This window comes from Candidatus Planktophila sp. (assembly GCF_036734405.1).
In the GTDB taxonomy this organism is placed as follows: Bacteria; Actinomycetota; Actinomycetes; order Nanopelagicales; family Nanopelagicaceae; genus Planktophila.
In genome coordinates, this window is record NZ_DAIMYR010000004.1 from 144295 (window position 1) to 157724 (window position 13430).

Here is a 13430-nt window from a genome sequence, read left to right on the forward strand (position 1 = left end):
ACCAACACCAACACCAACACCAACACCAACACCAACACCAACACCAACACCAACACCAACAAAAGTGCAAAGTATTGCTGAACGTTGGGAGGCAATCGATCAAACCGCATTGAATGTGGCCAGACCATTCATGCTTGCAGCAAGAGCAGATTCCCACAATGTTAAGTTTTTTTGGAAAGGAAGTACCAAGGCGGTTCCCGAAGCTATCGAAGAGATAAAGGTTCGCTATGAGGCGGTAGCAAAGTTTTGGGCGCCATATGTGGAAATCAAAAATCCTTTGCTAGTTATTGTTGGCAATTTAAATGAATTTGAGTGGTCATGCCAAGAAAAGCACAATTGGTTTGGGCCAGGTTGGAGTCAGCCAGATTGCTTACAGGTCGAGAAGGCTGGCCGGACAGATGGAACTATGGCCGGACAAAGCCAAATTGATACAAAGAATATTGATCAATACCTAGTCGATTCAAGGGCGCGACTAGATACCGTGATGTTCATGCCACGAATTGAACATGAATTTATGCATAACGTATTTCATGCGATGGCAAAGAATTATCATGACGCGATGCCATGCTGGATGATGGAGAGTGGTGCAGAATACTGGGGCATCGTAAGTTCCTCAGGCTCCAATTTTGATCGTTTTATTGCTTTACGCAATCACCAAGTTCAAAAGGGGAGTCCAAAAATGGACAATGTTTCCTTGGCAACTTGGTATGACTATCTTGTAAGTACAGATTTACACATTCTTCCAGGGGTACGGAACCAAGGAGATCATTGTCTATCAGTTCGAACCGAGATATATTCACACGCAATCCTTGCTAACGAATACCTGGCTGGCAAAGTTGGGCTCAAGGGCTACTTAGAATTAGTAAAGAATGCAGGAATCGAAGGATGGCCCAAGGCGGTTGAAAAATCATTGAATATGAGTCTCAAACAACTATATGAAGATATGGCTGGTTACATGAAGTTTCATTACGAGCTTGTAATGGCAAATCCATTTGCACACCGAAGTTTACCTAGAGATTAACCGGCGGTTTCAATAAATCTGGTGATAGCTTGGTTGTATTAGACAAGTGATAGGCAAAACAAAGTAATGAGAGCGACTACGTACTTTCAGATTTAGAAACCAGCCTCGGGCTTACTTTCGTAAGTGGGTGGTGAGGGACTCGAACCCCCGACCCGGTGATTAAGAGTTAGCGGACAAAATAGCTCTAACGGGTCTGTATTTAGTTTTGTGACGAATGTACACGCCTAAACTGACAATAACCACCCCCTTTGAAGATCCACGTTGCTCCTCGGTTGCTCACACTTCAGTGGCTGAGAATGTCAGTGGCGCCCGATAACTTAGGAATCATGGAAAACTTACAAGAAGCAGAGGGCATGACCCCACTGATCCAGTCGGCCATAAGGCTTAATGAAATCTACAAGTCGCTCCTATCCGGGGGATTTAATGAAGATGAAGCTTTGACTTTGATTGCAAAGATGACAAAGCCAGGCTCACAAGCGTCCTGAGCCAAACTGTTTGAAAGGATTGATATCTGGTAACTCTTAACCACTGGCTATTTGTCAGCCCTCTCTTCTAATCTTTTTCCATGACCACAAAGCGACGCAAGAGAATCAATGGTTTGGTGTGTCCGGGATGTTCAAAGATTGGAACGCTGCGAAAGATTCTCTATGGCATGCCTGATCCTGAAAGCTTCGACTTCGAAAGGTATGCGGTAGGTGGGTGTTGTGTTAGCCCTGATGGGATTGATCCTGATGTTAACTGCAGGGCGTGTGATTGGACTGGGTTTAGAGATTCAATCTAGGGGTAGACGCTACGCCTAAAAACTATGCTTAGCCTATGAATACTTTTACTTAATTGCCTTACACTTGAATTTATGGAGGCACTGAAAAGACTCAGTTTCAAGCAGTATTCCTTTTACGCAGTAGTTTTTTTATTCGGTTTTCTTCATCAACCAAATTGGGTCATAGACAATTTCTGGCTAAAAGCTGACTTTTATGATTCTCTACCTTTTCAGTTTCCTTACGTTCTCTTCTTATTCATTTATTCAATACTCTTGGTTGGAGTAACTTGGACAGTAATCCAATGGATAAAGCGAAATCTATGACATCAATTTGAGAACCCGGCCCATTGACGGGGCTGAGTTTGAGCCATAACCTACTTTCATGGATCCTTTTTACGCTATTCCAGCATTCATAGTCTTTACTGTCGTTGGCATCGTTGTTCTATTTCGAATAGCAACTTCGCCGATTCGTGGTGCGCGACATGTCTACAACGTGGTAAATCCGAATGTTAAATCGGCAGATAAAGAAGATTCGAAAGAGATTCTAAAAGATAGTGGCACTAGAGTTTCAAGTTATTTAGGATTTTTGTTTTCTTGCTTCATGGCTATTTTGGTTTTCTTTTTGGTCTCATTGTTACATTTGCCCTATATTCTAAATTTGATTTTAGGTATTTGTGGCGCTGCTCTGCTCTATTTTTCATTCAATTACTTTCAAAACCGTTTGCCTTGATGGAAAGTGTGACTTTATGACTCAAATTGCAGTTGAGGCTGAATATTTCAATTTTTTGCCGAGTGGAGGGTGGATGCCAGACTTTGTTGGCACATTTTTCATTGATACAGGCGGGCGTGTTTCTTTAAACCATGAAGTCTTGACGCTGAACTTAGCAGAGATGTCATATTGGGAAAACTTAGGTAAGTCTCCGAGTGGTACTCCAGGAATCAATATGTGGATAGCGGGAGAAAGTTTCCTGATCATTAAGGATGATGCACTAGCAATAGCTAAGCCATTTTTTGAATCGCATCTTTTATCCAAGAAAAAGGCTTAACAATTCCCTAACACCCTCCTGACACCTGTAGGTATCAGGAGTGATGTCTGGGGACAGTTCACGCTCAAATGCCAAACTCTTAATCACTGGGTCGGGGGTTCGAGTCCCTCAACACCCACGGTGAGTAACGAGAGAGCAACGCCTAACAATATGGGGGATTCTAAATGTCAGCTCTGCGCGCTACATTGCGCTTACAACTACATGATGAGCAAGCGAGAGATCACTCTTCCGCTAACATTCATTAACTGTTTGTCCGTGGAGGAGTACATATGAGTTTTGTCTATATCTTAACTAATGACTCAATGCCAGGTTTTATAAAAATTGGGCTGACTGAAAATCCTGTTTCTGAGAGAGTTTTGCAACTGGACAATACGAGCGTTCCAATTCCATTTCAGTGTTATTACGCAGCAAGAGTTGATGACAACAGAAGGATTGAACGTGCTTTGCATACAGCTTTTGGCGATTTCAGAGTTCGTCAAAATCGTGAATTCTTCAAAATGGATCCCTATAAGGTAAAAGCCATTCTTGAGGTTTTGGCTCTAGAAGATGTAACACCTAAGAATGAACTTGTAGCAACGGCTGAAGATTCTCAGGCTCTACGGACTGCAGGTATAAAATCTGGAAGATTTAAGTTTTCTTCTGCGAATATTCCAATTGGATCCACTCTAAACTTTGTCAAAGATTTGAATCTGACGGCAGTTGTAGAAGAAGATAGCTGGGTAATTTTTGACGGCCAAAAGCACAGCCTTACTACCGCCGCACTTGAGGCCCTAAAGAAGTGTGGCTATAACTGGAGCTCGGTTCAAGGACCGGAATATTGGTTGTTTAATGGAGAATCGGTGGGAAGCCTTCGAACTCGGCAATTAGAGCTCGATGATTCTAACGATCTCTAATCACACCCATCCCTTCCAACTTCCAATATGTTTCTGCCACTTCATCTCTAGGTCTTTAACACCACCATAATTTCTAAAATTGATGATCTCAATCTCGTAGCCACATTTGCAATGTGCCATACAGATTATTGCGCCATCAAGCTCTGGGTATTCCAGAGAGAATTGATGTTTGCCGTGTGATATTCCAGTTAGGAGTATTGATCCCATTTTTGCCCTCCGCTCTTCCGATGGTGAAAATCATCATCGGCTGGTCTTCCTTTAGGGCCACCATGCGCAGAAAGTGCGGGTTGGCACTAAGCAAGCTAAAGGGCTTGTCGCTTAGTTCTTAACCAAGGAAAATGCTATCTGGTCGGGCTGACAAATCTTCAGCAGGAGCTCAAAATCAATAGTGAGGGGGAGCAATGAGGTTCACGCCAGGTGCACTCACGTGTTCGGATCACTATCCAAATACGAAAAGAGTTTCTCGCTTTAGGTATATACAAGTAGACCTACTACCTTCCACAAACCTGGAAGACCAAAAGCTACTAACTGGGATGCTCGCACAAGCTGAAGATCTTGCCCGCCAGGTCACCAAGAATTCAGCCAACGATGCAAGTTTTGTGAGATCGCAAGAACGCCTAATTAGAAATGCGCTCGCAGGGTTGCTTTCTGAATGCGCCTGGCGCCTGGCAATCAATGGCTTAACACAGAAGGAAACTCTTTTGTCCACGAAATTTAATCACACATACGATCAAATTGATTTAGTTTCTAGTGAGAATAAAACAATCGAAGTTAGATCATCTTTCCCACGGAAAGGACTTGCATTCGCACTTTGCAACCCAACGTATGAATTTGATGTGATTGGACCTTATGTCAATGATTATAAGCCCAGCGAGATCTCGAAAGATATTTATGTGAGAACACTGTTTCCCTTTGATGAGTCGGAGTTAATCGAAAGAGTGAAAGGCAAAGGAATTCAGATGTTCTTAACGGGTGGAGCTACAAACGAAATGTTCATGGACTCAAAGACATTTATCGAAAAATCAATGACTGCTATGGAAGACGTAATTCTTAATCAAACTGGCCCAGCCTCAACTTACAAAGTAATTCCCTTTTCAAGGGCGCTCGACACCTTTGAGGTAGCGGAAATCCTGGGCTACCAACATCGAGAGGCATGGTCATACTTTGAATCCACATAAATTCGGTAGATATTTCAGCAACTTTGGTCAATATCCTTATATGTGTCAGTGCTTTCTGACATTCTAGGCACTCTAAAGAGCTATCGAATGGATCAAAGTGTCGTTTATTGATGTACCTGAAACTAGGTTGAAGGTTGCTCCCTTCAACATAGGTAATCGCCGATACATCGGGGGAAAGTCCTTGCTCCTGAATGCCATTGCAGATTCAATTCCGGATCACATTCCCAGACGCTCGTTCTGTGACATTTTTGCAGGTACCGGGGTAGTCGGTGCCGGTGCATTTTCTGATTTCAAATCTGTGACTTTTAATGACCTTTTGTATTCGAATGAAGTCATCTACAAGGGTTTCTTTGGAAAAGGCACATTTTCTCAAACTAAATTAGAAGAATTTAGAAACGATATGTCGATCAGGTCTTCTAAACAGATCCGGCATAACTATTTCTCAAGGAATTTTTCAGGGAAGTATTTTTCGGAAACTTCAGCCAAGGCCATTGGCATGATCCGTGAAACTATTGAGGCTAACTCCTATGACTTTAATCAACGTGAAAGGGCGATTGTTTTAGCATCTCTCTTGTACAGCTCAGATCGTATTGCCAACACAGTTGGCCATTACGAGGCATATCGAAAGGGCGTGGATGACTTTAAAGAATTTGAATTTCGACTCATTTCCCCTTCTCGAGATTTAAAGGCTGAAATACATCGGAAGGACGCAAATCAGTTAGCAAGAGAAATCAAATCTGACGTCGTATATATCGACCCACCATACAATTCTCGACAATATAGTCGTTTTTATCATGTTCTTGAAACTTTAACTAAGTGGGATAAACCAGTTCTTGAAGGTGTTGCCTTAAAACCACCGACTGAAAATGTAAGTGAATATTGCAAAGTGGGTGCAGCTGAAGCCTTTGAAGACCTCATTGTTAACCTTGACACTAGCTTGATCATCGTTTCCTATAACAACACCTATGCATCTAAGAGTTCCTCAAGTCGAAATAAAATTAGTCTTGAGGAAATAAAGTCAATTTTAAAGGCAAAGGGCAAAACCAGAACCAAGAAAATTCCTCATAAGCACTTCACCGCGGGCAATACCGACTTTGATAACCATCTCGAATATTTGTTTGTAACTGAGGTGGACTAAATGAAAACGGCAGTATTGACATCATTTACCCGCTCTCCGTTCTTTTATGTTGGGGACAAGTACAAACTTCTGCCGCAGATATCGCAGTTGTTTCCCAAAGAATTTGATCGAATTATTGAGCCCTTCGTTGGTGGAGGAAGTGTTTTTTTAAATACCGAAGCTTCTGAGGTTTTAGCAAATGACCTGGATTCAAATGTTATTGATATTCATGAGCTTTTGTATTCGCAAGGCGAACAAATGGATCAATTCATTTCAAAATTTGCGAAACTAGCACGAAGCTATGGCTTAACTTGTTCATTTGATGGCGATTTGGTTCCAGAGGATGTAAGAAAAGAATTCCCAAAGACATACTTTGCTTACTTGAACCGAGCCGGTTATGCAAAACTCAAAGAAAAGTACAACCGTTCTGAAAAAAGAGATGCAATTGAGTTATATACATTAATGATTTATGGCTTTAATCGAATGTTGAGATTCAATAGAGCGGGCGATTTCAATATTCCGGTCGGTAATGTCGATTTCAACCCAAATGTTGTCAGAGCCTTGCAGGGCTATTCGGCTAAAACGGTTGGGCGCAAAGTAAGTTTTAGCAATTTAGAATTTGAAGTTTTTCTAAACTCCATCACGTACAGGAAAGGGGACTTCCTGTACGTAGATCCGCCTTATTTGATAACCGCAAGCGAGTACAACAAGGGTTGGGATGATATATGTGAGTCACGCCTCTATGCCATATTGGATCATTTGAATACTCTCGGAGTTAAATTCGCCGTTTCAAATGTTGAAATTTATGGTGACCGGGCGAATGTAATTTTAGAAAAGTGGATGCAGAAATACAAAGTACACACAGTTTCAAGTAATTACATAAATTACTTCGACAACGGCAAGAAAAAACTCAAGGAAGTTTTGGTTTGCAATTATGAGTAAACGTGAGTCTCAATATAAACCTTTGCTTTTAACAACTACAATTAGAAATCCAGAACGTTTGAGAAATTTTCTTCTCGTACTTAAGGCATTTGATGGCAAAATTCTTACCAATGCAGTCTGTGAAATTGTTGAGGGTGAGTTAATTCGTAGAGGGCTTTATATTCCGACCAGAGGTGTTACCGCTGAGATTAAAGAAAAGTGGTACAACTTGGACTTATTGAATGACGCAGAGGTTTCGTCATTAATCGAACTCAACCCACAGCAGCACAAAGAGGCAGGTTTCGATTACGGATGGCCTTCCAGATTTGATACACACTATAAATTAGGAATGTGGTTTGGCTTTGTCTACTATGAAATCGGAGAGAAGGTCGAATTCTCTGAACTAGGGAACCTGTACGTGCAACAAACAGAAATTAATGATGAATCCTTCTTTGCTAACGATGAACAGCAGATCTTCTTAAATGCATTTGCACGCTATCACCGGAGAAATCCCTTTCAGAGAGTCCTCAACCACAATCGCCCTTTAATACTTTTACTAGGTGTTCTTGAAGAGCTCTCAAAGGATTCTGACTGGGGTAGCGTAGGACTAGCTCGTCATGAGCTTCCATTCTTGATAGTTTGGAAGAATAATGATGCGAAAGAATTAGCAAATTTCATTGTGGAATTTAGAAAGAAGTGGGCTTACACACCAAGTAGCGAAGTTGTATTTGACACCTGTGAGCAAATCCAAGGTGGTTGGAATAAGGCAGAAAAAATGGCAACGATCACAAAGGATCTTCCAGATGAAGTCCTGCGCAAATTTAGACTTACAGGCCTTATTTCAATTAGAGGTGGTGGCAGATTTATTTCTTTAAATAGTGACCTAAAAAGTGTTTCAGATTACTTGCTTAAGAATTATACGGAACTTAAGACTTTTGCTACAGAGCGAGAGTATTTTGACTATGTAGCAGTTATAGATCCTTTTCTCATTCAAGAGGGAGTTGCCAAGACGCAATCTACATCTGACGAAGATCAAGCAGCTCTTCAGTCTTGGGTTGAATATTTTGGGGTTGAAAACATTAAGAAGGAACTTATGAACTTGAGCAAGGGAAGTAGTTCGAAAGATGATGTACTTAGAATTACACCTGAGCCGCTTCGACTTGAGTTTTTGTCGGCACTACTTCTTAAACACACGTATGAGCATTCGAGAGTGGTTGCGAATTATAAACGTGGTGATGATGGACTTCCAATTTCACATGCGCCCGGGAACAACGCAGATATCGAGTTGTATGAGGGATCGTCCCTACATTTATATGAGGTAACTTTGATAAAAGGAGCAGCTCAAGTGAAGGCGGAAATGGCTCCTATCACCCGGCACCAAGACGATTACAAAAGAGGGCATTCAGATGTGGATACAATTTTCGTGGCCCCAAACATTCACATCGACACGGTCCGCTGGGTCGAGTATTGGAATGACAAAGGATTTAAGATTTCAAATAAATCAATTGAAGAGTTCGTCGCAGCCCCGTAGCGCACCATCCAAAACAGCCTCAGATGGGCCTAGGGCGAGCGCATTTGCGCTCACCTAAGCAGAGACATTCGAACGCCTGTTCGAGGTCCTCTAGCGCCCCTTGGAAGCCTTATTTGGGCCACCTGAATTAAAGATGGCAGCCTGAGTTTCTTGAAGATCTTTCGCGGTATCTGCGTTTAGATTCCTAATCTTTGCGATCTCCAATTGCTTGTCGATTTTTGTTGGTTTTGATTTTTTAATTTGCCTTGATGGTTTTATGGCCACTGGGATCTTTTTCCTTTGCTATCTGTTTGTAAGAGCGGGTTATCTAACCCTTGCAAGGTGCAAGCACCTGATCACAAGGTCACTTCCGGTTTTGTGTAATCAATGACTGCGTTTGATAACTTTCTGCGGGCTAGATAGGCATTTAGCTGTTCTTGCGTAATCACTCGATTCCTGCCGACTTTGAGTGCAGCTAATTCGTGCCGACTCAAGAGTGCATAAATTGAAGAGACCTTAAACCCGAGTTGGTCAGCAACTTGTTGAGGTGTGTATTTTCTGTTGTTGAATTCGTTCATCTTGCAAGGTTCTCATTCAATGAAGGCTATGTAAGCCCAAACTGACAGAATTTGATCTCCAAGACCCAAATCCGCTCTATCTTGATGTCAGTGGTGGGAGATACATTGTGGGTATGAAGAAGAGTCCGGAAAACAAACAGGAGGGTAATCCTGTGTTTATCGAAGTCCCCAAGCCAGTCAATTCGATGACCGCTACCGAAAAGAACGATTTTGTCGAAGAGATTCTCAAAGCCATTGAAGGACAAAGTAGTTAAAGGAGTTTCTATGACTATCCCAAGAGATGAAAAGTTGAAGATTACTCAGCGTGTGCACGCGAAGTGGTCTGAAATTTATGATGATCGAGATGATGTGGAAGCAAACGACGCATACTTCAAGATGTACGAAGAAGCTATGGCTGAGGCTGAAGAGAAGTATAAAGATAGGCCAGCAAATTCCTAGGGATTTTGACTCCTTAGGCCACTGCCTTATCTACTAATTCTTTCACTGTGCATGACAGCTGTATTCACTTATTTGGTCTCAACACTTAAGGGTGGGGGGGTCAACTTTCTAAAAGTTTTAGCATTTTCTCCTGATGTTTCAGCATCTCGGGGGAGTGCGCATAATTCACTGGTTCTTTATCGACAGCGTCCTTCCATTTATACGCAAATTGCATAAAGCTTGCCCATAAGGACCTGGGATGACTTTGGCCTGGCCAGATATTAGTTACAAAAAATTTCCTTATTAACTTCAGAATTTGGTACCTGGTTAATCCATCGGAGAAAAGCTTATTCATAATCTTGCCGACTTCATCTCCAGGGATTGGCACTGATGCAAACCCTTCATCGTAAGCAATGTGCATGAACTCTGTTACTAAGTCTTTAGTGGTCCACTCAACCTCTGGTTTTTTGGAACGATGATTCGGATCGCCAATTGGATCTACCCCAAGGCGATGCACCGAGATCCCAGGCAGAAAATCGGATTCTGGAACTATTGATTTTTCTTCTTCATTCTTTTTTTCCTCTTTTACCAAGCGCAGCTTGGATTTCTTATTAGTATAAGTATCTATATTTAATGAATAGTCATTAGTACTAGTAGTTATATCGCTAGTAGTTATATCACTAGTAGTTAACAGTGGATCCTCTAATAGAGAGCCTGAAAATCCGTTTTCGGTTAGTTGCTGGCTGAAGGGCTTTTGAACTAGTTGAACCTCGGTTCTCCACTGGCCATTGATTTGGAATTTATGAAATTCGATTAAACCTGCATCGATCAGCTCTTTCATAGCGGCACGGATGGCATCCCTGCCTTCTTTCACTAATGGTGCGACTTCATTGGCGGGCAAAGCACGGCCCGCATCTCTATAAAATTGAAGAAGTCCGAGTGCACGCAGTGAGAGCTGAACTGAATTATCTTTCGGAGTATTTCCTGCAATCATTATTCCGCCTCCGATGCAGTTCTTAGGAGAATTTCGACTTCACGATCATGCAGGATTTTTGCGATTTGCTCGGGGCTTGGCCTGAATGCATCCTGAACCAACAGAGCATTTTGCATGGATTCAGAAGTTGCGCTTGCATAGTGCTTCATCGTTACAGTGGATGAGGTGTGGCCAGCAAGGGTTGCTGTGGTCTTTTCGTCAACGCCATGTGTAATTAAATTTGTGACTCCAGTATGTTTCATTTGGTATCGAACGTAGTTTGCTGAAATCCCTGCTGCGGACAAAAGTTTCTTCCAATCTCTTGTATCAGCCTTAGGTGATTTTTTACTTCCAGTTGAATTCGGAAAGATCAATCCTTCATCTTTGCGCCAGAAAACTCTTGCTGTTTGTTGCGCCAACTCGTGAATACGCAAAATTTCAATTTGTGCATCAGAAAGTTTTAATACGATGACGTCCTTCGTTTTTCGTGGCTTGAAAACTAATCCCTGACCCGTCACTTCTTGAACTTGACGAGAGCAGGTGAGGATCCCTAAGTCCCAATCAATATCACTCCATTTCAGCCCCATTACTTCTCCGGGACGTAAAATCTTCATCATGCCAATTTCAATCCTTGCTTGCATATAAGGATCCTTAGATGCCTCCGCATAAATTTTTGTTGCATCCTTAATCGGAATAGGAGTTCGCTTATTGATTGGTTTAGTTAATTTCTTCACTGAGAGCATCGGATTAAACGGAATTTCTCCAAGTCTGAAGGCATCACTGAAAGCGCCCATTAGGGCGGTGTGTGTTATGTGCAGGACACTGCCACTATAGGAGTCAGCTAAGTTCTTGTAATGAGTTTCAATTAATCTCGGTTTAACCCCTGAAACAAGCACATGGCCAATTTGTGGCTTAATCCAACATTTAACCGCCGTGCGGTAAGAGCGCATCGATTCAGATTCCAAAGTCAAAGTATCAAGCCAATTTTCCATAAATTCGCCTAGTCGCATTTTTGGGTTAACGGCAAAGCTAGTGCCGCCCATGCCCTGATTCCTGCGGAATTCATATAGGAATGCCTCCGCCTCTTTTTTGGTATTCATTGTCTTGCGTCGGCGAATTGTTTTGCCAGCTGGAGTCACATCAAAGACAGCAACAATGTACTTTGCTGTACCTTTCTTCGAGTAAATGGAGCCTTGCCCATTTGCTCTTTTTTCTTTTTTCTTTGAATTTGTGGTCGTCAAATTCTTATTAGTTGACATTGTTTTTCCTATCTCTAAGACATTGGTGGGAGTGCGCCACTTTGTCTTTACAAAAATATCTTTACGTCTAATTATAGAAAACAATTTGCATGTCTGCTCGTTGCTATTTTCACTTCAAAGATTCAATCTAACTATGTATGTGAAGAGTTTTCTTACGCGAGTAAGAAATTAACTATGATCATAGATAGTAAGAAGGTTTCAACCTCAAGAAGCTGAATTTTCTTAAATTAGATTAAAGAGATTTTTTGTTGCTCACTCGTTGCTCACCGGTAAGTGGATTCGATCTCACGGGGCCCTAAAAAAAGTCACTTTTAGACGTAACTTGAAGTGGGTGGTGAGGGACTCGAACCCCCGACCCGGTGATTAAGAGTCACCTGCTCTACCAACTGAGCTAACCACCCGATGCAAACAGGCGCCGGAAACGCTTGAATGCAGGGGGAAACCTATCAGCAACCCACGCCTTGCCGCACATTCCCGACACACGCATACTTAATTCATGAGTCTGTTGGAAATCAGGATTGCCCTAGTTTTAGGGCTTCTTGTGGCGGGAATAACTCCAGCACAGGCCGATTCAGCTACCACCGCACTTGCCGTGATTGAACAACAGGTCACCAAGGGGCGTGCTGCAAAAACTGGTTACACACGTGCCCAATTCGGACAGACGTGGGCTGATGTTGATCGCAATGGCTGCGATACCCGTAACGATATTTTGAAGCGGGACTTAACTGATGAAGTATTTAGAGTAAAAACGCGCGATTGCGTTGTTGAATCTGGAACTTTGCTAGATCCATTTTCGGGGGAGACCATTAATTTTGTTCGAGGCAACACCAGCAGTATGGAGGTTCAAATCGACCATGTAGTTGCGTTATCTAATGCCTGGCAAACCGGGGCCTTTAAGTTGAGCATTAAAGAGCGAACCGCTTTTGCCAATGATCCGATGAATCTTTTGGCGGTTAAGGGAAGATTGAATTCACAAAAAGGTGATGGAGATGCAGCAACATGGTTGCCGCCACTGAAGAGTTTTCGATGCGATTATGTTTCTCTGCAAATAGCAGTAAAACTAAAGTACAAATTGTGGTTTACCGCGCCAGAGAAAGAAGCGATGATTCGAATTCTGAAAAGCTGTCCCGAAAAGGATTTACCTAAAGGTTAGTGCCCATCCTTGTAACGCTGATATGAAGCGTTGATTTCGATCTCTGCTTCATCATGTCCAACCCACTCGCCACCTTGTACAGACTTGCCTGGCTCGAGAGTTTTGTAGACTTCAAAGAAGTGCTTGATTTCAGATAATTCATAAGCAGGTACGTCATTTAAATCCTGCAGATAAGACTTGCGAACATCACCGGCAGCAACACAGAGCAGTTTGTCATCTCCGCCAGCTTCATCAGTCATATTGAGCATGCCAATCACGCGACAAGAAACCACGCAACCAGGGAAAGTTGGCTCATCCAACATGATCAGAGCATCTAGTGGATCGCCGTCCTGGGACAGAGTGTTCTTAACGAAGCCATAGTCATAGGGATAACGCGTTGATGTGAAGAGCATGCGATCTAGGCGCACCTCACCGGTGATGTGGTCGATCTCGTACTTGTTACGTGATCCCGCTGGGATTTCAACAACGACGTCGAAAATCATTTCAGTCCGGCTCTCTACTTATTGGTGCAAAAGTTTTACTACTTTAAAACTTGGGGTGAACGACGGGGCTCGAACCCGCGACATCCCGGACCACAACCGGGTGCTCTACCAGCTGAGCTACG

Annotated in this window: 16 protein-coding genes, 2 tRNA genes, 1 pseudogene and 1 riboswitch; of the genes and pseudogenes, 12 read left to right on the plus strand and 7 right to left on the minus strand. The window is 42.5% G+C overall.

Annotation, left to right across the window (positions count from 1 at the left end; translation table 11 throughout):
• Positions 1-1021: pseudogene (locus AC9UC2_RS06265) on the plus strand (hypothetical protein); the annotation flags it as partial.
• A 124-nt stretch (positions 1022-1145) separates the two neighbouring features.
• On the opposite strand, the gene AC9UC2_RS06270 reads toward AC9UC2_RS06265, so the two are convergent.
• Positions 1146-1266: transfer RNA gene (locus AC9UC2_RS06270), tRNA-OTHER, on the minus strand.
• Between the two features lie 51 nt (positions 1267-1317).
• Between AC9UC2_RS06270 and AC9UC2_RS06275 the strand changes: the two genes are divergently transcribed.
• The 4 genes from AC9UC2_RS06275 (at position 1318) to AC9UC2_RS06290 (ending at position 3720) form a co-directional block, all read left to right on the plus strand.
• Entirely contained in the window at positions 1318-1506 is a 189-nt protein-coding gene (locus AC9UC2_RS06275) for a hypothetical protein (protein WP_509526547.1), read from the plus strand.
• A 657-nt stretch (positions 1507-2163) separates the two neighbouring features.
• The gene (locus AC9UC2_RS06280; protein ID WP_509526550.1) at positions 2164-2511 is read left to right on the plus strand and encodes a hypothetical protein; all 348 of its coding nucleotides are present in this window, start codon (positions 2164-2166) and stop codon (positions 2509-2511) included.
• A 16-nt stretch (positions 2512-2527) separates the two neighbouring features.
• Positions 2528-2827 carry a hypothetical protein gene (locus AC9UC2_RS06285; protein WP_509526553.1) on the plus strand — a complete coding sequence of 100 codons (300 nt, stop codon included), beginning with the start codon at positions 2528-2530 and terminating at the stop codon, positions 2825-2827.
• A 269-nt stretch (positions 2828-3096) separates the two neighbouring features.
• Positions 3097-3720 (plus strand): GIY-YIG nuclease family protein, encoded by a 624-nt coding sequence (locus AC9UC2_RS06290; RefSeq protein ID WP_509526556.1) that lies wholly within the window; start codon positions 3097-3099, stop codon positions 3718-3720.
• Here AC9UC2_RS06290 and AC9UC2_RS06295 read toward each other — a convergent pair whose 3' ends face one another.
• On the minus strand, positions 3721-3927 hold the full coding sequence (locus AC9UC2_RS06295) for a hypothetical protein (RefSeq protein ID WP_509526559.1): 207 nt from the start codon (positions 3925-3927) through the stop codon (positions 3721-3723). It abuts the gene before it with no gap.
• A gap of 6 nt (positions 3928-3933) precedes the next feature.
• Positions 3934-4051: riboswitch (SAM riboswitch) on the minus strand.
• Between the two features lie 70 nt (positions 4052-4121).
• Here AC9UC2_RS06295 and AC9UC2_RS06300 point away from each other — a divergent pair.
• The 4 genes from AC9UC2_RS06300 (at position 4122) to AC9UC2_RS06315 (ending at position 8467) form a co-directional block, all read left to right on the plus strand.
• Complete coding sequence (locus AC9UC2_RS06300) at positions 4122-4898, plus strand: hypothetical protein (protein ID WP_509526562.1); 777 nt, start codon at positions 4122-4124, stop codon at positions 4896-4898.
• Between the two features lie 97 nt (positions 4899-4995).
• Positions 4996-6036, plus strand: a complete 1041-nt coding sequence (locus AC9UC2_RS06305) for a DNA adenine methylase (RefSeq protein WP_509526565.1) — start codon at positions 4996-4998, stop codon at positions 6034-6036.
• A complete protein-coding gene (locus tag AC9UC2_RS06310) occupies positions 6037-6957 on the plus strand; it encodes a DNA adenine methylase (RefSeq protein ID WP_509526568.1) in 921 nt (306 codons plus the stop codon).
• Entirely contained in the window at positions 6950-8467 is a 1518-nt protein-coding gene (locus tag AC9UC2_RS06315) for an AlwI family type II restriction endonuclease (RefSeq protein WP_509526571.1), read from the plus strand. Before AC9UC2_RS06310 ends, AC9UC2_RS06315 begins: the two co-directional genes overlap by 8 nt.
• 335 nt (positions 8468-8802) lie before the next feature.
• Here AC9UC2_RS06315 and AC9UC2_RS06320 read toward each other — a convergent pair whose 3' ends face one another.
• Positions 8803-9024 carry a helix-turn-helix domain-containing protein gene (locus AC9UC2_RS06320; protein ID WP_509526574.1) on the minus strand — a complete coding sequence of 74 codons (222 nt, stop codon included), beginning with the start codon at positions 9022-9024 and terminating at the stop codon, positions 8803-8805.
• Positions 9025-9137: 113 nt separating this feature from the next.
• Here AC9UC2_RS06320 and AC9UC2_RS06325 point away from each other — a divergent pair, with 113 nt between their 5' ends.
• Both AC9UC2_RS06325 and AC9UC2_RS06330 read left to right on the plus strand, forming a co-directional pair.
• Positions 9138-9278, plus strand: coding sequence for a hypothetical protein (locus tag AC9UC2_RS06325; protein ID WP_509526577.1), 141 nt, complete (start codon positions 9138-9140; stop codon positions 9276-9278).
• A gap of 10 nt (positions 9279-9288) precedes the next feature.
• Complete coding sequence (locus tag AC9UC2_RS06330; protein WP_509526579.1) at positions 9289-9462, plus strand: hypothetical protein; 174 nt, start codon at positions 9289-9291, stop codon at positions 9460-9462.
• Between the two features lie 100 nt (positions 9463-9562).
• Here AC9UC2_RS06330 and AC9UC2_RS06335 read toward each other — a convergent pair whose 3' ends face one another.
• The 3 genes from AC9UC2_RS06335 to AC9UC2_RS06345 form a co-directional block, all read right to left on the minus strand.
• Positions 9563-10435, minus strand: coding sequence for a hypothetical protein (locus tag AC9UC2_RS06335; RefSeq protein ID WP_509526582.1), 873 nt, complete (start codon positions 10433-10435; stop codon positions 9563-9565).
• Positions 10435-11673, minus strand: coding sequence for a tyrosine-type recombinase/integrase (locus AC9UC2_RS06340; RefSeq protein ID WP_509526584.1), 1239 nt, complete (start codon positions 11671-11673; stop codon positions 10435-10437). The genes AC9UC2_RS06335 and AC9UC2_RS06340 overlap by 1 nt, the downstream gene beginning before the upstream one ends.
• Positions 11674-12001: 328 nt before the next feature.
• Positions 12002-12074: transfer RNA gene (locus AC9UC2_RS06345), tRNA-Lys, on the minus strand.
• A gap of 95 nt (positions 12075-12169) precedes the next feature.
• Here AC9UC2_RS06345 and AC9UC2_RS06350 point away from each other — a divergent pair.
• Positions 12170-12826 (plus strand): HNH endonuclease family protein, encoded by a 657-nt coding sequence (locus tag AC9UC2_RS06350; RefSeq protein WP_509526587.1) that lies wholly within the window; start codon positions 12170-12172, stop codon positions 12824-12826.
• Here AC9UC2_RS06350 and AC9UC2_RS06355 read toward each other — a convergent pair.
• Positions 12823-13308 carry an inorganic diphosphatase gene (locus tag AC9UC2_RS06355; protein ID WP_509526590.1) on the minus strand — a complete coding sequence of 162 codons (486 nt, stop codon included), beginning with the start codon at positions 13306-13308 and terminating at the stop codon, positions 12823-12825. The genes AC9UC2_RS06350 and AC9UC2_RS06355 overlap by 4 nt on opposite strands.
• Positions 13309-13430 lie beyond the last annotated feature (122 nt).

Excerpts from the sequence above, each read along its gene's own strand:
- AC9UC2_RS06285 (WP_509526553.1), top strand. The coding sequence starts at position 2,528 with ATGACTCAAATTGCAGTTGAGGCTGAATATTTCAATTTTTTGCCGAGT.
- AC9UC2_RS06280 (WP_509526550.1), top strand. The coding sequence starts at position 2,164 with ATGGATCCTTTTTACGCTATTCCAGCATTCATAGTCTTTACTGTCGTT.
- AC9UC2_RS06340 (WP_509526584.1), bottom strand. The coding sequence starts at position 11,673 with ATGTCAACTAATAAGAATTTGACGACCACAAATTCAAAGAAAAAAGAA.
- AC9UC2_RS06320 (WP_509526574.1), bottom strand. The coding sequence starts at position 9,024 with ATGAACGAATTCAACAACAGAAAATACACACCTCAACAAGTTGCTGAC.
- AC9UC2_RS06300 (WP_509526562.1), top strand. The coding sequence starts at position 4,122 with ATGAGGTTCACGCCAGGTGCACTCACGTGTTCGGATCACTATCCAAAT.
- AC9UC2_RS06295 (WP_509526559.1), bottom strand. The coding sequence starts at position 3,927 with ATGGGATCAATACTCCTAACTGGAATATCACACGGCAAACATCAATTC.
- AC9UC2_RS06315 (WP_509526571.1), top strand. The coding sequence starts at position 6,950 with ATGAGTAAACGTGAGTCTCAATATAAACCTTTGCTTTTAACAACTACA.
- AC9UC2_RS06275 (WP_509526547.1), top strand. The coding sequence starts at position 1,318 with ATGTCAGTGGCGCCCGATAACTTAGGAATCATGGAAAACTTACAAGAA.
- AC9UC2_RS06350 (WP_509526587.1), top strand. The coding sequence starts at position 12,170 with ATGAGTCTGTTGGAAATCAGGATTGCCCTAGTTTTAGGGCTTCTTGTG.
- AC9UC2_RS06310 (WP_509526568.1), top strand. The coding sequence starts at position 6,037 with ATGAAAACGGCAGTATTGACATCATTTACCCGCTCTCCGTTCTTTTAT.
- AC9UC2_RS06355 (WP_509526590.1), bottom strand. The coding sequence starts at position 13,308 with ATGATTTTCGACGTCGTTGTTGAAATCCCAGCGGGATCACGTAACAAG.
- AC9UC2_RS06335 (WP_509526582.1), bottom strand. The coding sequence starts at position 10,435 with ATGATTGCAGGAAATACTCCGAAAGATAATTCAGTTCAGCTCTCACTG.
- AC9UC2_RS06325 (WP_509526577.1), top strand. The coding sequence starts at position 9,138 with ATGAAGAAGAGTCCGGAAAACAAACAGGAGGGTAATCCTGTGTTTATC.
- AC9UC2_RS06290 (WP_509526556.1), top strand. The coding sequence starts at position 3,097 with ATGAGTTTTGTCTATATCTTAACTAATGACTCAATGCCAGGTTTTATA.
- AC9UC2_RS06330 (WP_509526579.1), top strand. The coding sequence starts at position 9,289 with ATGACTATCCCAAGAGATGAAAAGTTGAAGATTACTCAGCGTGTGCAC.